At 73.6% G+C, this 17,894-nt stretch carries 14 protein-coding genes; 5 read left to right on the top strand and 9 right to left on the bottom strand.

The annotated features are described in order from the left end of the window. Positions 1–19 precede the first annotated feature (19 nt). From FHX44_RS33890 to FHX44_RS33880, 3 genes are read right to left on the bottom strand one after another with little or no spacing between them, the layout of a single operon-like run. Positions 20–199, bottom strand: coding sequence for a hypothetical protein (locus FHX44_RS33890; protein WP_147259505.1), 180 nt, complete (start codon positions 197–199; stop codon positions 20–22). Next, entirely contained in the window at positions 196–2,193 is a 1,998-nt protein-coding gene (locus FHX44_RS42440; protein ID WP_170309149.1) for a fibronectin type III domain-containing protein, read from the bottom strand. Before FHX44_RS42440 ends, FHX44_RS33890 begins: the two co-directional genes overlap by 4 nt. Next, positions 2,186–3,868 (bottom strand): Hsp70 family protein, encoded by a 1,683-nt coding sequence (locus FHX44_RS33880; protein WP_147259504.1) that lies wholly within the window; start codon positions 3,866–3,868, stop codon positions 2,186–2,188. The genes FHX44_RS42440 and FHX44_RS33880 overlap by 8 nt, the downstream gene beginning before the upstream one ends. Positions 3,869–3,897: 29 nt before the next feature. On the opposite strand from FHX44_RS33880, the gene FHX44_RS33875 reads away from it, so the two are divergent. Then, the gene (locus tag FHX44_RS33875) at positions 3,898–4,383 is read left to right on the top strand and encodes a nucleotide exchange factor GrpE (protein ID WP_147259503.1); all 486 of its coding nucleotides are present in this window, start codon (positions 3,898–3,900) and stop codon (positions 4,381–4,383) included. Between the two features lie 14 nt (positions 4,384–4,397). Here the strand turns inward: FHX44_RS33875 and FHX44_RS33870 are convergent, their stop codons facing one another. The 3 genes from FHX44_RS33870 to dnaE all read right to left on the bottom strand — a co-directional run bounded on the left by FHX44_RS33870 (position 4,398) and on the right by dnaE (position 10,332). Further along, a complete protein-coding gene (locus FHX44_RS33870) occupies positions 4,398–5,147 on the bottom strand; it encodes a YebC/PmpR family DNA-binding transcriptional regulator (RefSeq protein ID WP_147259502.1) in 750 nt (249 codons plus the stop codon). Positions 5,148–6,185: 1,038 nt separating this feature from the next. Then, entirely contained in the window at positions 6,186–6,818 is a 633-nt protein-coding gene (gene pdxT, locus FHX44_RS33865) for a pyridoxal 5'-phosphate synthase glutaminase subunit PdxT (protein ID WP_170309148.1), read from the bottom strand. Then, positions 6,781–10,332 (bottom strand): DNA polymerase III subunit alpha, encoded by a 3,552-nt coding sequence (gene dnaE, locus FHX44_RS33860; protein ID WP_246171029.1) that lies wholly within the window; start codon positions 10,330–10,332, stop codon positions 6,781–6,783. Before dnaE ends, pdxT begins: the two co-directional genes overlap by 38 nt. 165 nt (positions 10,333–10,497) lie before the next feature. Between dnaE and FHX44_RS33855 the strand changes: the two genes are divergently transcribed. Further along, positions 10,498–11,430, top strand: a complete 933-nt coding sequence (locus FHX44_RS33855) for a LysR family transcriptional regulator (protein WP_147259499.1) — start codon at positions 10,498–10,500, stop codon at positions 11,428–11,430. A gap of 59 nt (positions 11,431–11,489) precedes the next feature. Here the strand turns inward: FHX44_RS33855 and FHX44_RS33850 are convergent, their stop codons facing one another. Then, on the bottom strand, positions 11,490–12,890 hold the full coding sequence (locus tag FHX44_RS33850) for an NAD-dependent malic enzyme (RefSeq protein ID WP_147259498.1): 1,401 nt from the start codon (positions 12,888–12,890) through the stop codon (positions 11,490–11,492). 207 nt (positions 12,891–13,097) lie between these two features. Between FHX44_RS33850 and FHX44_RS33845 the strand changes: the two genes are divergently transcribed. The 3 genes from FHX44_RS33845 to FHX44_RS33835 all read left to right on the top strand — a co-directional run bounded on the left by FHX44_RS33845 (position 13,098) and on the right by FHX44_RS33835 (position 16,883). Beyond that, complete coding sequence (locus tag FHX44_RS33845; protein WP_147259497.1) at positions 13,098–13,775, top strand: DUF4328 domain-containing protein; 678 nt, start codon at positions 13,098–13,100, stop codon at positions 13,773–13,775. Positions 13,776–13,863: 88 nt separating this feature from the next. Further along, positions 13,864–14,586: a DUF4328 domain-containing protein gene (locus FHX44_RS33840; RefSeq protein ID WP_170309147.1), complete on the top strand. Its 723-nt coding sequence runs from the start codon at positions 13,864–13,866 to the stop codon at positions 14,584–14,586. A 191-nt stretch (positions 14,587–14,777) separates the two neighbouring features. After that, complete coding sequence (locus tag FHX44_RS33835) at positions 14,778–16,883, top strand: elongation factor G-like protein EF-G2 (protein ID WP_147259495.1); 2,106 nt, start codon at positions 14,778–14,780, stop codon at positions 16,881–16,883. A 27-nt stretch (positions 16,884–16,910) separates the two neighbouring features. On the opposite strand, the gene FHX44_RS33830 is transcribed toward FHX44_RS33835, so the two are convergent. Continuing rightward, on the bottom strand, positions 16,911–17,219 hold the full coding sequence (locus FHX44_RS33830; RefSeq protein WP_147259494.1) for an AzlD domain-containing protein: 309 nt from the start codon (positions 17,217–17,219) through the stop codon (positions 16,911–16,913). Next, on the bottom strand, positions 17,216–17,893 hold the full coding sequence (locus FHX44_RS33825) for an AzlC family ABC transporter permease (RefSeq protein WP_147259493.1): 678 nt from the start codon (positions 17,891–17,893) through the stop codon (positions 17,216–17,218). Before FHX44_RS33825 ends, FHX44_RS33830 begins: the two co-directional genes overlap by 4 nt. Position 17,894 lies beyond the last annotated feature (1 nt).

Genomic DNA, 17,894 nt, shown 5'->3' with positions numbered 1-17,894 from the left:
TGAACAGATCGCAGGTTGATCAGACGCCGCCGTGGTCTGCGGCCGGCCCGTCGGCCGTCGTGTGGGTCTCGCCCCCCTGCGCCTCCAACCCGCGGTTGCGCACATTACTGCCGGCGAGTACGGACAGGATGAAGGCAACGCCCACGTCGCGGGATCCGGCGGCGTCCCCGTCGACGGCCTCGAGCTCTCCGGACGTCACGGCGCCGAGTGGATCTCCGGCGAGCGCTCGCCGCCGGCCGCCGCACTCACCCCGTACACGGGTACGGGGCCGTTCGAGGGGGCACCGCCGTCCTCGATCGACAGGTCCCGCGTGCGCCCGACCACCCGCCATCGCCCGTCCGGGGTCAGGCTGCGCACCCGGTACTCGACCTCGCCCGATCCGGTCCAGCTGACGCGCACGGTGCCGCCCGCGGTGCGCAGCGCACGGACGTCCCGGGGCGGCTGCGGCCCACGGGCAACGGCAATCGGCTCCACCGCGTGCACGGCGTCCGAGCGCGTCTCCCCCGATGCGCGTCCGGCGTGCATCGCCACCACCGCGTACACCGGAACCTCGACCCCGACCGGAGCTCCGCCGTCGTCCATGGAGGTGGTGTCGGTGCGGCCCAGCACCTGCCACCGGCCGTCGCTGCCCTGCCGGCTCACCCGGTACGCGACGTCGGGCGTGATGGACGCGGCCCACAGCACCAGGACGTCGCCCCGGGCGTCGCGGGCCGCGCTGACCCAGGCCGGGGCGGCGACAGGGATCTGCTGCAGGGCCGCGGTGGCGCCGGGGTGGCCGGCGCAGTCGGCGAGCACCGCGGACAGGGCCCGGGCCCGGTCGGCCACCGGACCGCCGAGCGCGGCGGCGACGGCCCGGTCGGCCCGCTCCAGCGCGGCGCGCGCCTCCCGCAGCAGATCCTCGACGGAGGAACCCCGCGGGCCGGGTACGTCGGCCGCGGTCCGCCGGAGCCCGTCCAGGATCTCGACGGCCTCGCTCCACCGACGTGCCTCGACGGCGGCCATGGCTGCGCGCCAGCGGGTCTCGGCGTCGGCGAGCACGGCGGCGACCTCGCCGGCGACCGCCCGCACCCGCGTGCCCCCGTCGTGGCCGGCGTGCTGCTCGGCAACCCCGACGAGGCGCTGCGCCTCCGCAGGCCGGCCCGCCCGCAGCGCCGCACGGGCCGCCTTCAGCGGCTCCTCCCACTCCCGCACGCGGGGCGGGGCCGGCGGCGCAGGAGCAGGCGCGGGCCCGTCGACGCCCACCCCCAGCTCCTCGGCCAGCGCGGCGATCAGCGCGGCCACCCGGCGGCGGTCCAGCCCGAGCTCCAGGGCCTCCTCCAGCAGGTGTTCCCGGTCCTCGGCGACCAGCCGGTCCTCCACCAGCACCGCGGCGCGCACCCGGGGGCGCAGGTACTCGGCGACGTCGGCCGCCACCGCCTCCAGGTAGGCGTCGACGGCCTCGCGCCCCGGCTCCAGCAGCTCGGACACGTGCACGAGCAGCTCGTCCACCACGGCCCGCAGCCGCTCCGGCGGCAGCTCCCGGGCGCGTGCCCGCCAGGCGCCCGCCATGGTGCGCACCTGCTCGGCCGTGGCGTCCGGGCCCAGCCCGAGCAGCGCGAGCAGGGTGGGCGGTGCCGGATCGCCGGTGAGCCTGCCGAACTCGTCCAGCAGGGCGCGCACCTGCCGGCGGCGCTCCGGTCCGATCGCAGGCTCCCGTGCCGACGCGGCCGTCGGCAGCACCCGGTGCCGCCCCAACCGCGCGTCCACCTCGGCGCGGCTCAGCCCCGCGAGCGCACCCACCTCGTACAGGCCCTCCACCTTGTCCGCGGGGATCCCGCGGTGCCGCTGCACCAGGCGGCGGATGGCGGCGTCGAGCAGCTCGTAGCGCGCGGAGTCGCGCTGCTCCCGCTGCGCGCGCACCCGAGCCGCGGCCATCCGGCGCCGCCGGGCGTCGAGCAGCTCGGCGCTGCGCTGCGCGTGCTGCTGCACGAGCAGCCCGACGAGCACCCGGTACTTCGGGTGGTCGCGCTGGCGCTGCCAAGCGGCCCACACCTCGGCGACCTGCTCGGCGACGGCGGCGTCGTCCAGGTCGTCGACCGGGGGCAGGTCGTAGAGCTCGAACGGGTCCGACGCGTCCGGCCCGCCGCGCTTCTCGACGGCGGCGAGCACGCGCTTGCGGTAGTCGTTGGGATCGAACGGCGCAAGATCAGCCACGTCGGCGGGTCTTCCCCAGCTGGTCGCGCTCGCGCGCCACCTCGGCCTGGGAGAGCGTGGCCCCGGTGGTGGCGGTGAGCTGCAGGGGGATGCCGGCGTCGAGGTGGAACGCGGTGACGTGCAGGACCCCGTCGAACCCCATCTCGAACGTCACCCGCACCTCGCTGCCCTCGTCGTAGCCGGGCGGGATGCCGGTGATCTCCCCCGCGATGAGGATCTTCACGTCCTCCGGCCGGGCCGACTCCGCCTGGCCCTGCTGCTCGACGACGGTGACCTGGATGACGTCCTGGTCGGCGCGCATGGTGCCGTACGAGCGGCTGGTGCGGATGGGCAGTCGGTCGTTGCGGTGCACCAGCCATGACGCCTCGAGCCGGCCGGTGAACCCGTTGATCGCGAGCACGCCGAACCCGCGGGAGACGACCGTGTCGACCTGGATCTCCACCGCGCGGCGCACCTGCACCAGCGCCACCCCGTAGGCGTCCGCGACGCGGCGGCAGGCGTCGTCCAGATCAGGGGCCGCGGCGTCGTCGAGCGGGACGCCGTCGCGCAGCCGGCCGCGGGTGCGCAGGTCGGCGGCGACCATCCGCTCGAGCTCCTTCTTCTCCCCGTACAGCGCCGCGCCGCGGGCGACGGCGAGATCGGGGTCGTGCAGCCGCGGCTCGAGCCCCAGCTCGTCGCGGAGGGCGGCGGCGACGACCGGCATCCGCGACGATCCGCCGACGAGCAGCACGCGGTCGACGCGAGGAACCCCGCGGCGGGCGGCCTCCGCGAGGCAGGCGCGGGTGAGGTCGAGGGTGCGACGCAGCAACGGGGCCGTCATCTCCTCCAGCTCGGCCCGGGTGATCCTGACGACCGAGCGGGCGCCGTCGTGGGCGACGACCACGTCGGTGCTGTCGGCGTCGGTGAGCTGGTGCTTGGCGCGCTCGGCGGCGAGCACCAGCGCCTGTGACCCCGCGGAGTCGTCCAGGGGGTCCTCGGCGTCGGGGTTCTCGGCGCAGAACCGGCGGGACAGGTGCAGGGCGATCCGCTCGTCCCAGTCAGCGCCACCGAGCTGGTGGTCGCCCTCCACGGCGAGCACGGCGATGCGCCGGTCGGCCAGCTCGATCACGGTGGCGTCGAAGGTGCCGCCGCCGAGGTCGTAGACGAGCACGGTCTCGTGCGCATCCCCCTTGGCGAGGTCCGGCGTGGCGTCGAGCCGCCCGAATCCGTAGGACAGCGCGGCGGCGATCGGCTCGGACAGCACGTCGACGACGTCCAGCCCGGCATAGGTGCCGGCCAGGACCGTGGCGCGCCGCTCCTCGTCGCCGAAGTAGGCGGGCACGGTGATCACCGCGGACGTCTGGGTCTCCCCGGTGGCGAACGCGGCGTCGGCGACGAGGCTCTTCAGGATCAGCGCCGACACCGCGGGCGCCGACCAGGCCTTGCCGTGCGCCACGAACCGCCACTCGGCGTCGCCCATCCGGCGCTTCACCAGCGCGCAAACGTGCTCGGGGTCGAGCCGCGCCTCCCGGCGCGCCCCTTCCCCCACGACGTGCTCGTCCGGGCCGGCGAACAACACCACCGACGGCGTGGTGGGCGAACCCGCCAGCCCTTCGAGCACCTCGGGCCGTCCGTCGATTCCGGTGTGGGCGATGGCGGAGTTCGTGGTGCCGAGATCGATACCGTGGACGGCCACGACCGGAGAGTAGCGATAGGTTCCCCCGGGTGGCCGACCCCTCACTGCAGGACCTCGCTGACAAGGTGGACGACCTGTCACGGCTCGTCACGCGCCAGTCCGCAGCGCTCGCCCGGCTGGCGGAGGGCGGCACGCGGGCCGGTCCGGACGTGCCGCTGCTCGTGGAGCTGCACGCCCTGCGATCCGACGCGCTGGCCTGCGCGGCGACCACCCGCACCCGCAAGGAGCGCGCGGCGTTCGAGGCGATCGCGGCCGGGCTGGAGCGGTTGCTCGCCGGCCGTGGCGGCACCCTGGTCTCACCGCGCCCCGGGCACGCGTTCAGCGCCGCCACGATGGAGGCGGCGGAGGTCCTGACCACAGACGACGCGGCGCTCGACCGCACCGTGGCCGCCCTGCTGGAACCCGGCCTGGAGGTCGACGGCCGCTCGGTGCGCCCGGCGCGGGTGTCCGTGCACCGCCTGCGGGTGCCGGAGAAGACGAACGGCGCTCCCCCGGGCGGGGAGCGCCGTTCGTAGCGGCTGCGGGCGGGTCAGCCGACCTCGGCCATGACCTCGTCGGACACGTCGAAGTTGGCGTAGACGTTCTGGACCTCGTCGGAGTCCTCGAGGGCCTCGATGAGCCGGAACACCTTCTTGGCCGCCTCGGCATCCAGCGGCACCGACATCGACGGCAGGAACGTGGGGTCGGCCGAGTCGTAGTCGATGCCGGCCTCCTGCAGCGCGGTGCGCACCGCGATGAGGTCGGTGGCCTCGGAGACGATCTCGAAGCTCTCGCCGAGGTCGTTGACCTCCTCAGCGCCCGCGTCGAGCACGGCCATGAGCACGTCGTCCTCGGTGAGCCCGTTCTTCGGGACGATCACCACGCCCTTGCGGGTGAACAGGTAGGCCACCGAGCCGGGGTCGGCCATCTGGCCACCGTTGCGGGTCATCGCGAGGCGCACCTCGGTGGCGGCCCGGTTGCGGTTGTCGGTGAGGCACTCGATCAGCACCGCGACGCCGTTGGGGCCGTAACCCTCGTAGGTGATCGTCTGGTAGTCCGCGCCGCCGGCGTCGGCGCCCGAGCCGCGCTTGATGGCACGCTCGATGTTGTCGTTGGGCACCGAGCTCTTCTTCGCCTTCTGGATGGCGTCGTAGAGCGTGGGGTTGCCGTCGGGATCACCGCCGCCGGTACGCGCGGCGACCTCGATGTTCTTGATCAGCTTGGCGAACATCTTGCCGCGCCGAGCGTCGATGACGGCCTTCTTGTGCTTCGTCGTCGCCCATTTGGAGTGGCCGCTCACCGTCTAGTCCCTTCGCCGTGCACAGATCCCGTCGATGGTACCGGCGGCGGCCGTCGCGCCCCCTCGGAGTCCTCTCGCCCACGGTTTCAGGTCAGGCTCACCTAACATCGCGTCGTGTTCCTCCTCGCCCCTGACGAGCCGGGCATCGGCGGGCTCCGTGCCGCGCTGTCCCGGCGCTCGCTGCTCACGTCCGCCGGGCTCGCAGGGCTGCTCACCGCCTGCGGCAGCGCCCCGGAGGCCACGCCGGAGCCGACCCCCAGCCGCACCGTCGGTGGCGCCGCGCATCGTGCGGGGCCGCCCCTCACCCGTCAAGGGCGCCTCCGGCGTCGCTTCGCGATCGCTTCGCGACCCTTGACAGGCGAGCCTCTGCGGCCCCTCCGGGCGGCACTTCGCGGGCAGGCCGGGGCCTGCCCGGAGGGCGCGCGGCGCCACCGAAGGCGGGCCCACGGGCATGATCACGGCGTTGGTGCCTCTACGGCGGAATCCGGCCGTGAACGCGCCGAAACACCGATCATGAGGCCTCCGCGCCCCGATGATCGGCGATCTGGCGCACCCACGGCTGCCCGGCCCGCCGTGAGCGCACCGAATCGGCGATCTTCCCCAATGAGGACCAACCACAGCCGCGCACCGGGGCCTGATCGGCGATCAAGGCGAAATGGCGGCTAGTTGATCTTCAACAGCGACCATCTGCCCTTGATCGTGGCCGATCTCCCTTGATCGCGGCCATCAGCCTTGATCGTCGCTGCAGGCCACACAGATCCGAGCTGCTGATCATGCGCGGGACCGCCTCCTGGCGGCGCCGCGCGCCTACCGGGGCAGGCCCCCGGCCTGCCCGCGCAGCTTGCCCGAGGGGCCGCAGAGGCTCCCAGGTCAAGGGTCGCAAAGCGATCGCGCAGCGACGCCGAAGGCGCCCTTGACCTGGGAGGGGCGGCCCCGCACAATGCGCGGCGCCGCCAGGAGGCCATAGGGCCGGGACGGCGCAGCGCAGTCAGCAAGGCCGTGATCAACAGGCCTGGGTGAAACCTGCCGATCGACGGGTTACCCCGTCGCCGTCTTCACCAGCTCGCAGAAGAGGCCGTGGACCCGCAGGTCGCCCGTCAGCTCCGGGTGGAAGGCGGTGGCGATCACCGAGCCCTGCCGCACGGCCACCGCGCGTCCGGCCGCCGCCCCCGCGTCGGCGCCCGTGAGGGTGCGTGCCGGGACGGTGGCGAGCACCTCGACCGCAGGCCCCACCGACTCCACCCACGGGGCGCGGATGAACACCGCGCGGACCGGGCCGCCTGGGAGGCCGCTGAACTCCAGGTCGGTCTCGAAGGAGTCGACCTGGCGACCGAAGGCGTTGCGCCGCACCACGACGTCGAGGCCGCCGAGCTGCTGCTGGTCGGGGCGGCCGTCCAGGACCTCGCCGGCCAGCAGGATCATCCCGGCGCAGGAGCCGTAGGCGGGCATCCCGTCGACGATGCGCTTGCGCAGCGGGTCGAGCAGGTCGAACGTCTGCAGCAGCCGGCTCATCGTGGTGGACTCGCCGCCGGGGATCACCAGGGCGTCCACCGCGTCGAGCTCGGACGGGCGTCGCACCGGCACCGCGCGCACGTCACCGCAGGCCGTGAGGGCCGCCACGTGCTCGCGGACGTCACCCTGCAATGCGAGCACGCCGATCACCGGAACCACGCCCTCCAGGGTACGTCGCCGGTGGGACGGCGATCCCCGGCACGCCCTTCAGCTCGCCCAGCAGCGCCGAGGTGATCTCGACCGGGTAGTCGTCGAGCGCGAAGAGCCGCGGCCCGCGCCGCCCGTCGAGGCGGACGTGCACGGGCGTGTCGCCCGGGTGTGCGAGCAGGGTGCGGCGCAGCTCGTCGACCGCGTCGGCGTCGAACCGCTCGGGCCCGCACGAGAGCACCAGCGGCTCCGGCCCGGTCGCGGCCAGGTCCAGCACGACCAGCGACTCGCCGAACACCGACATCCGGTCCTCCCGCCAGCTCACCCGCCCGGTGACGGCAACAGCGGTGTCGTCGGCGAGCTGCGCTGCGACCGCCGCGTACGTCCGGGCGAAGAACAGGACCTCCAGGCCCGAGTCGAGGTCCTCGAGGGTGCAGATCGCCCACGGCTCGCCCTTCTTGTCGACGCGCCGGTCCACGGCGGTGATCAGGCCGGCGACCGTGACCACCCCCTCGCGGGGCCGATCGGCGAGCAGGGCGGCGATCGAGCGGTCGGTGTGGCGTCGCAGCAGGCGCTCCGCGCCGTCGAGGGGGTGCGCCGTGACGTAGAGGCCGAGCATCTCCCGCTCGTGGGCGAGCAGTTCCGCGCGCGGGTACTCCTCGGTGCCCAGCCGCAGGTGCGCGAGCGGCGAGGTGGATTCGGGGTCCGCGGTCTCCTCCCCGAACAGGTCGTACTGGCCCGCCGCCGCCCGCCGCTTGAGCGGGACGACGGCGTCGACGGCCGCCTCGTGGACCTGGATCACGGCCCGTCGCGTCGCACCCAGCGACTCGAACGCCCCGGCCTTGGCGAGCGACTCGAGCGCCCGCTTGGCACAGACCGCGAGCTCGGAGCGCTCCATGAAGTCGGCGAAGGACCGGTACGGCCCGCCGTCCTCGCGGGTGCGCAGGATCGCCTCGACGACGCCCGCGCCGACGTTGCGCACGGCCTCGAGACCGAAGCGGATGTCGTCACCGACCGCGGCGAAGCGCCGGGCGGAGGAGTTGACGTCGGGCGGGAGGACCCGGATGCCGAGCCGCCGGCACTCGGCGAGGTACACCGCCGACTTGTCCTTGTCGTTGCCGACCGAGGTCAGCAGGGCCGCCATGTACTCCACCGGGTAGCGCGCCTTGAGGTACGCCGTCCAGTAGCCGACCAGCGCGTACCCGGCGGCGTGCGACTTGTTGAACGCGTACCCGGCGAACGGGAGGACCGTGTCCCACAGCGCCTGCACCGCCTCGTCGCTGAATCCCTGCGCCCGCATGCCGGCGCGGAAGCCGTCGAACTCCTCCTCCAGTACCTCCTTCTTCTTCTTGCCCATCGCGCGGCGCAGGACGTCGGCGCGCCCCATCGAGTAGCGCGCCACCCGCTGCGCGATCTGCATGATCTGTTCCTGGTAGACGACCAGGCCGTGGGTCTCGGCGAGGATGTCGGAGAGCGGCTCGGCGAGCTCGGCGTGGATCGGCTCGACGCGCTGGCGGCCGTTCTTGCGGTCGGCGTAGTTCAGGTGGGTGTTCATCGCCATCGGCCCCGGCCGGTAGAGGGCGTTGACCGCGATGATGTCGCCGAACCCGGTCGGGCGCATGCGGCGCAGCAGCTCCCGCATGGCGGCGCCGTCGAGCTGGAACACGCCCAGGCTCTCGCCGCGGGCCAGCAGCGCGTAGGTCTCCGGATCGTCCGGTGCGAGGTTCTCGAGGTCGACGTCGACGCCCCGGTTGGCTCGGACGTTCTCGATCGCGTCGCCGATCACCGTGAGGTTGCGCAGCCCGAGGAAGTCCATCTTCAGCAGGCCGATGGCCTCGCAGGACGGGTAGTCCCAGCCGGTGATCAGCGCGCCGTCGTCGCGCCGCCACAGCGGGACGACGTCGATCAGCGGCTCGGCCGACATGATCACCGCGCAGGCGTGCACGCCCGCGCCGCGCACCAGGCCTTCGAGCCCGCGCGCGGTCTCGACGATCGTCGCCGCGGTCTCGTCGCTCTCGATGAGCGTCCGCACCTCGGCGGCCTCGGCGTAGCGCTCGTGCGCCGGGTCGACGATCCCGGAGAGCGGGATGTCCCTCGCGGCGACCGGCGGCGGCAGCGCCTTGGAGATCCGGTCGGCGACCGCGTAGCCGGCCTGCCCGAAGTGCACGCGGGCGGCGTCCTTGATCGCCGCCTTCGTCTTGATCGTGCCGAACGTGATGACCTGAGCGACCCGGTCGGCGCCGTACTTCTCGGTGGCGTAACGCACCATCTCGCCGCGCCTGCGGTCGTCGAAGTCCATGTCGATGTCGGGCATCGACACGCGTTCGGGGTTGAGGAAGCGTTCGAAGAGCAGCCCGTGCGGGATCGGGTCCAGGTTGGTGATGCCCAGCGCGTACGCCACCAGCGAGCCGGCCGCCGACCCGCGGCCGGGCCCCACGCGGATCCCCACGCTGCGGGCGTGGGCCATGAGGTCGGCGGTGATCAGGAAGTAGCCGGGGAATCCCTTCTGGACGATCACGTCGATCTCGAAGTCGGCCCGTTCGCGGTAGGTGTCCGGGACCCCTGCGCGGAGACGGCGGCGCAAGCCCTCGGCGACCGTGTGCCGGAGCCAGGACGCCGCGTCGTGGCCGTCCGGCACGTCGGGGACCGGCATCCGGTCGCGGTGCTCCCAGACCTCGGCGTAGGAACCGATCCGCTCTGCCACCTCGAGGGTGTTGTCGGCTGCGCCGGGCACCTCCGCGTCCCAGTAGGCCCGCATCTCAGCAGGCGAGGCCAGGTGGTAGCCGTCGCCGTCGAACCGGAACCGCGTCGGGTCGGTGAGCGTCCTGCCGGACTGCACGCACAGCAGCGCGGCGTGCATGGCCGCCTGGTCGCGGGTGACGTAGTGGGAGTCGTTCGTGGCCAGCGGCGGCAGGTCGAGGGCTCGGCCGATCTCGAGCAGGCCGTCGCGGACCGACCGCTCGATCGGCAGTCCGTGGTCCATCAGCTCCAGGTAGACGTCGCCGGCGCCGAACAGGTCCTTGAGATCGGACGCGGCCTGCATCGCCTCCGCGCGCTGCCCCAGCCGCAGCCGGGTCTGCACCTCGCCGGACGGGCAGCCGGTCGTGGCGATGATCCCCGCCGCGTGCCGTTCGAGGAGCTCCCGGTCCATCCGCGGCTTGCGGTAGTAGCCCTCGATGCTGGCGAGCGAGGAGAGCCGGAACAGGTTGCGCAGGCCGGTCGCGTCCTGCGCCAGCAGCGTCAGGTGGGTGTACGCGCCGCCGCCGGAGACGTCACCGCCCCCACCCAGCTCGTCGGTACCGCGCTGGTGCGCCTGGCCCCAGAACACGGGCTTGCGGTGGAACCGGCTCGCCGGTGCCACGTACGCCTCGATCCCGATGACCGGTTTCACGGCGCTGCGGCTCGCGACCCGGTGGAACTCGTCGGCGCCGTGCAGGTTGCCGTGGTCGGTCATCGCCACGGCGGGCATGCCGAGCCGCTCGGCCTCGGCGACGAGTGCTGCGATCTTCGCGGCGCCGTCGAGCATCGAGTACTCGGTGTGGACGTGCAGGTGCGCGAACGAGTCCACGCGTACGCTCCTCGGTGGTGGGAAGCCGATCTCCGATCAGGCATCCCAGCCAGGGCAGTGCCCTGCGGTCCAACAGCAGACACGCGAGCACCGACAACCATCGGTTGTCGCAGGAGGGTGAAGGTGGAGCTGGACCTCGGAGCGGTGCGCGCGTTCGTCGCCGTCGCCGGGTGCCGCCGCTTCGGCGAGGCCGCCGACGAGCTGGGCCTGTCCCAGCAGGCCGTCTCCAAGCGGATCGCGAAGCTCGAGTCCGACCTCGGCACCACGCTGCTGCGCCGCACGTCCGCGGGTGCCGAGCCGACCGACGACGGCGCGGCGTTCCTGCTGCCGGCCCGCGCCCTGCTCGCCACGGCGGACCAGGCGGTCGACGCCGTGCGGTCCCGTCGACGGGCGCTGCGCGTGGACGTGCTCGGCACCCGGCTCGCCACCACCGAACTGGTCCGGGAGTTCCACGAGAGCTCCGGAGCCGACGTCGAGATCATCACCTCGGACGGCCTGCGGTCCGCGGTGCCGGCGCTGCTGCGCGGCTCCGTCGACGCGGCGTTCGCGAGGGTGCTCGGCCCGCTGGATCCCGCGCTCGCGCACACCCCCGCCCGCCTCGACCCGCTGCACGTCCTGGTCGGAGTCGCGCACCCACTGGCAGGGCGGAAGCGGGTGACGATGGCCGAGCTCGCCGGCACCACCGCCTGGATGCCCGGGAACGCTCCCGGCACCGAGTGGACGGCCTGGTTCACCGACCTCGCCGCCGAGTTCGCGCTGAACATCGAGACCCGCGGCCCGAACTTCGGCTTCGACCACCTCCTCGACGAGGTGGCCCGCTCGGCGGAGACGGTGACGTTCGCCGGCGAGGGCGTGCGCGTGCCGTGGCACCCGGACCTCGTCCGGATCCCAGTGGCCCCCCCGGTGCCGTGCTACCCGCACTACCTGCTGTGGCGCCGCGACAACCGACACCCGCTGCTACCCGGGCTGATCGCGCACCTGAAGGCCCGCTACCGCCCGCCCACGACCGCCGAGGTCTGGCTGCCGCCGCCCGACCGGCACCTGTTCGCCTGCTGACCCGGCCCGCCTGCGCCCGGACCGCAACTCGCGCGCATCACGACCCGACTCGCGTGGGGTCAGACCGGGGCGACGTCCTTCTGCCTCGTGGCCTCGCGCACGGCCTCGGCGACCGCGGGGGCGACGGCGGCATCGAACACGCTCGGCACGATGAACGAGGGGTTCGGCTCGGTCACGACGTCGGCGATCGCGTGCGACGCCGCCAGCAGCATCGCGTCGGTGATGTCGCGGGCCTGGGCGTCGAGCAGGCCCCGGAACACGCCGGGGAACGCGAGCACGTTGTTGATCTGGTTCGGGTAGTCCGACCGGCCGGTGGCGACGACGGCGGCGTGCGCGGTGGCGACGGCGGGGTCGATCTCGGGGTCCGGGTTGGCCAACGCGAACACGATTGCGTCGCGGGCCATCGTCTTCAGCTCCTCGGCGCCGAAGAGGTTGGGCGCCGAGACGCCGATGAACACGTCGGCGCCCACGAGCGCGTCGGCGAGGGAGCCGGTGAGCCCCTCGTCGTTGGTGTGGTCGGCGATCCAGCGCAGGTTGTCGTCGAGCCCCGGACGGTCGCGGTGGACGATCCCCTCGATGTCGACGGCCACCACGTCACCGGGACCACTGCCGTTGGACTGCAGCAGCCGGATGATCGCCGAGCCTGCGGCGCCGACGCCGCACACCACCACCTTGCAGCCGGCGATCTCCTTGCCGACCACGCGCAGCGCGTTGCGCAGGGCACCCAGCACCACGACCGCCGTGCCGTGCTGATCGTCGTGGAACACCGGGATGTCGAGCATCTCCCGCAGCCGGGCCTCGATCTCGAAGCAGCGCGGTGCGGCGATGTCCTCCAGGTTGATGCCGCCGTAGGCCGGGGCGAGGATCTGGACCGTCCGGATGATCTCCTCGGTGTCCTGGGTGTCGAGGCAGACCGGCCAGGCATCGACCCCGGCGAACCGTTTGAACAGCGCCGCCTTGCCCTCCATCACCGGCATCGCGGCGGCGGCGCCGAGGTTGCCCAGCCCGAGCACCGCTGATCCGTCGGTGACCACGGCGACCGTGTTGCGCTTGATCGTGAGGCGGCGGGCGTCGGCCGGGTTGGCCGCGATCGCCTGGCAGACCCGCGCGACGCCGGGGGTGTAGGCGCGCGAGAGGTCGTCGCGGTTGCGGAGGCTGACCTTCGACTGCACCTCCAGCTTCCCGCCCAGGTGCACGAGGAACGTGCGGTCGGAGACCTTGCGCACCGTCACGCCCGGCAGCGCCTCGAGCGTCGCGGTGATCTCCTCGGCGTGCGACTCGTTCAGCGCGTTGCAGCTGATGTCGACGACGAGCGTGGCCGTGTGGGACTCGACCACGTCGAACGCGGTGACCACGCCGCCGACGCGGCCGACCGCCATCGTGAGGTCGCCCGCGGCGCTGGCGGAGGCGGGCACCTCGACGCGCGCGGTGATGGCGTATCCGGGACCGGGAACTGGCACGGACCGCACCCTATCCGCGGACATCGACTGTGAGGCGCGCCACACCCGAGCCAGCAGCCCAACGACGGGCGCCCACCTGCAGTCGTCCGGCTCGCACCGAGGCCGACCCGACCTGGAACGGGAGCGGCCCGTCCCCTGCCGGCTCCCGCATCGGAGGTACCCGTGTACGTCGCCCCGCCGCCCCCCGCGCCGCCCCGGCTCCGATCCGTGAGCGGGCTCGCGATCGCCGTGACCGCCCTCGGAATCGCCGTCATCGTGGCGTACCTGCCGAGAATCGTCGCGAGCTGGTGGGTCTATTCGGCGATGTTCACCGAGCCGCAGGACGGGCTGGACTCGCTCGTCCAGCGACTGGACACCCCGATCCTCCTGCTGCTCGTGGGCCTCATCCTCCTCGTACCCGCCCTGATCGCCGCGGCGGTCACGACCCTCGTGTGGGTCCACCGGGCCGGCACGAACGCCGCGGCGTTGTCCCCGCATCTGCGACCCCGGTACACACCCGCCGCGTCGGTGGGCCTCCTCCTGATCCCGTTGGCGAACCTGTGGTTCCTCCGCCCGGTCCTCGAGGACCTCTGCACTGCGAGCAGCCCGTACACGCCGGACGCGCGGGGCGCCCGCCTCGTCCGCGCCTGCTGGGCGACCACCGTCGTCACCGCCACCGTCTCCCTGCTCGGCAACCTCGCCATGCACGGCATCAGCACGCAGCTGTACGGGCCCGGCCGGCCCGTGGACGAAACGCTGAACACGTGGATGGCCACCGCCGGGCTGGCGTTCGCCACCGTCGAGTACCTCCTCGCCATCGCGTGCACCGTCCTGTTCGCCCGCGTGGTGCGCCACATCTCCCGGCAGCAGGCTGCGCTGCTGCCCCCGCCCGGCGCCCAGTGGTGACCCCTTTATGACTCACGTCACAGCGCCCAACCGCATCAGGGCGACCCGGGTCGCCCCTGGTGTCCCGTCGCCCCCTCCGGAGGTACCGATGACCACCGAACCCGCTCCGACCACCGCCCCCGCCCGGCCGCGCCCGATCAACGGACTGGGCACGGCCGCCAGTGCGCTCGCCGTCGCCACCGGCCTGCTCCTGGCGTCCTTCCTCGTCTCGGACTGGTCGAACTACCGGCTGCTCTCCGACCACGTCAGCGGCCGGCTCTCCGACGACGCGTTCTGGGAGCAGTACTCCTCCGGGTCGCTCACGCTCACGGTGTTGATGCTTCCGCTCATCATCGCGACGGCCACCACATGGCTCGTCTGGGTCCACCGGGCCCGGACCAACGCCGGCGTCCTCTCCCCGCAGTACCGCTTCCGCTACTCCCCCGGCTTCTCCGTGGGGGGCATGGTCGTCCCGTTCGCGAACTACTGGTGGTTCCGGCCGATCCTCGAGGACATCTGCGTCGGCAGCAGCCCGAACCGCCCCGCCGGCGACACCGTGCGCCTGGTCCGCGCGTGCTGGGGGATCTCGATCGGCGCCGCGCTCGTGTCGATCGTCGTCCGGCCCTTCTTCTCGTTCCACGTGCTCACCTACACGCCCGACGGCCGGCTGGTCGGCGGGGGCGCGGAGGCGGTGCAGGGCCTCTTCGGGGTCGCGCTGTACAACACCCTGGTCGCGGTCGTGTGCGCCCCGGTCGTCGCCCTGCTCGTCGTGATCATCCGGCGGGTCAGCCGGCAGCAGACCGAGCTCCTGTTCCCGGCGCCTCGGGCCTGAGCAGAACAGGAGCGCGGTGAGCGGCGGGGCGTCGGCGTCGAGCCCGGCCTTCCCCGGCGTTGCCCACCTCGTCCGCCCCGCAACCCGCTCCACCCCTGCCGGTCGAAGCCGGACGGCAGGGGTTGTGGGCGTTCCGGGAGGGGTGTGTGATGGCGGGCACGTCACACGCAGCGTCGCGGAGGTGGTCCTCGATGGCGGTCAGAGCAGAGGCCGGGCAGCGCGCGGGGAGCCGTGGGACGGCCCCCACCGTCAGCGACCCGGCCCGGGTGCGCAACGCGGTTCTCGTCGGACCGTCCGGTTCCGGGAAGACGACGCTGGTGGAGGCGCTGCTCGCGCACACCGGCGAGATCCCGCGGGCGGGCACGGTGCTCGACGGCACCACCGTCTGCGACCACGACCCGGCCGCCGTCCGCCAGCAGCGCTCGGTCGCGCTGTCCGTCGCTCCCCTCTTCCACGAGGGCACCAAGATCAACCTGATCGACACCCCCGGCTACGGCGACTTCGTCGGCGAGCTGCGCGCCGGGCTGCGCGCCGCCGACGCCGCACTCTTCGTCGTGCCGGCCAACGCCGGCCGCGCGGGTCCCATCGACCCCACGATCGTCGCCCAGTGGGAGGAATGTGCCGCCGTGGGCATGCCCCGCGCGGTCGTCATCGCCCGCTGCGACAACCCGCGCGCCGACATCGAATCCACCATCGCCGCCTGCCAGGAGGCGTTCGGCAACGGCGTCGCCCCGCTCTACCTGCCGCTGCGCGACGGCGACACCCTCACCGGCCTCTACGGGCTGCTCTCCCAGACCCCGGCCGGCCATGCCCCGCCCGGCGCCGAGGACGCCCGCGCCGCGCTGATCGAGGGCATCATCGAGCAGTCCGAGGACGAGACGCTCATGGACCGCTACCTCGGCGGCGAGGACATCGAGGTCGGCACCCTCATCGACGACCTGGAGACCGCGGTCGCCCGCGGCACGTTCCACCCGGTCATCCCGGTCTGCGCCGCGTCCGGCACGGGACTGGACGCGCTCCTCGAGGTGCTGGTCGGCGGGTTCCCGTCCCCCCTCGAACACCCGCTGCCCCGCGTCACCGGGATCGACGGCGCCGAACACCCGCCGCTCGCCACCGACCCGCAGGGCCCGCTGGCCGCCGAGGTCGTGCGGACCTCCGCCGACGCCTACGTCGGCCGGGTGTCGCTCGTACGGGTGTTCTCCGGGACCCTGCGCCCGGAGTCCACCGTGCACGTGAGCGGGCACCCGACCGGCATCCCGACGCAGCGCACCGGCGAGGCGGACGGTCACGACGCCGACGAGAAGCTCGCGCACGTCTACGGCCCGATGGGGGCCACCCTGCGCGAGGTCGACGCCTGTATCGCGGGCGACATCTGCGCGCTCACCAAGATCGGCAGCGCCGAGACCGGCGACACCGTCTCCTCCGCCGACCACCCGTTGCTGCTCTCCTGCTGGAACCTCCCGGAGCCGCTCCTGCCGGTCGCGGTGGTGGCCCGTACCCGAGGTGACGAGGACGCGATGGTGAAGACCCTCGCCAAGATCGTCGCCGCCGACCCGACCCTGCGCCTGGAGCGCAACCAGGAGACGCACCAGACGGTGCTGTGGTGCATGGGCGAGGCCCACGCCGACGTCGTGCTCTCCCGGCTGCGCGCCGGCGGCGCCGAGGTCGACACCGAGCCGGTCCGCGTCCCGCTGCGCACCACGCTCGCCAAGCACGCGAAGGTCACCGGGCGGCACGTCAAGCAGTCCGGCGGGCACGGGCAGTACGCCGTCTGCCACGTCGAGTTCGAGCCGCTCCCCCGCGGTGCCGGGATCGAGTTCGTCGACAAGATCTTCGGCGGCTCGGTCCCGAACCAGTTCATCCCCAGCGTCGAGAAGGGGATCCGGGCGCAGGCCGAGCGCGGTCTCACCGACGACCACTACCCGGTGGTCGACGTCCGCGCCACGCTCGTGGACGGCAAGGCGCACAGCGTGGACTCCTCCGACGCCGCGTTCCAGACCGCGGGTGCGCTCGCGCTGCGCGAAGCGGCGCAGGCGTGCGGGCTGGTGACGCTCGAGCCGTACGACGCGGTGTCGATCCGGGTGCCCGACGAGCACCTGGGCTCGGTGCTCGGCGACCTGTCCGGCCGGCGCGGGCGGGTGATGGGCACCGACGTCGCCGGCCACGGCCGCACCCTCGTGCAGGCCGAGGTGCCGAGCGTGGAGCTGCTGCGCTACGCGGTGGACCTGCGGGCGCTCACCGCGGGCGCCGCGACGTTCACCCGCCGGTTCGCGCGCTACGACGTGGCGCCCGGATAGCCAAGTGCCCCGCCGGGAGGGCGGACACTACGGCACCCCGAGCATCCGCAGGCCGGCCGTCGTGGCGGCGGCGAGCACCACGACCAGCACGAACGGCACGCGCCGCCACGCCGCCAGTGCGCCGACGAGCACGCCCGCGGGCCGCGCCCACCCGGCGAACCCGCCGCCCTCGGTGAGGGTGGCGGTGGCGACGAGGGCCACCAGGAGCGCCGTGGCCGCCAGGTCGAGGTAGCGCTCCACGCGCTCGGGCACCGTCATCCGGTCCCGCAGGACGATCCCGACCAGCCGCAGCAGGTAGGTCCCGATGCCCAGCGTGAGTACCGCCGCCCAACTCATGACGCCTCCCGCGCCGTGCGCGCCGCCAGCAGGCCGAGCAGCCCGACGATCACCGGCACACCGGCGGGCAGGAACGGGGTGGCCGCGAGCGCCACGACCGCCGCCGCGAGCCCGACCCGGCGGGCGTCGGCGCGGCGCAGCGCGGGCAGCAGCATGGCCAGCAGCGCGGCGGGGAACGCGGCGTCGACCCCGAAAGCGGCCGGATCCGGGATGGCGGAGCCGGCCAGCCTGCCCACGATCGCCCCTGCGTTCCAGAAGACGAAGAGCAGGATCCCGCAGGTCCAGTAGGCGGCGCGGCCGCGGGGCCCGCTCCCCCTGGCCCGGGAGAACGCCACCGACTCGTCGATGAGCAGGTGCGCCCCGAGCAGCCGGGCCGGCCAGCGGTCGGCGATGGTGTCGCCGATCGCCAGCCCGAACGGCACGTGCCGCGCGTTCATCAGCAGCCCGGCGGCCACGGCCGCGAACACGTTGCCGCCCGCTGCCACCACGGCCACCACCAGGAACTGCGACGCGCCGGCGAACACCACCACCGAGAGCGCGATCATCAGGACGAACGGCACCCCCGCGGTGCCGGCCAGCGCGCCGAACGAGGCACCGACGACGGCGATCGCGGCTGCCAGCGCGAGTGCATCGCGGAGGTCGTCCGCGTGCAGTGTTCGGGTGAGCGAACGCATG

The sequence above is a fragment of the Pseudonocardia hierapolitana genome (assembly GCF_007994075.1).
Taxonomy (GTDB): domain Bacteria; phylum Actinomycetota; class Actinomycetes; order Mycobacteriales; family Pseudonocardiaceae; genus Pseudonocardia; species Pseudonocardia hierapolitana.
The sequence above is the reverse complement of the archived record's forward strand: the minus strand, read 5'-3'. Positions and strand labels throughout refer to the sequence as shown.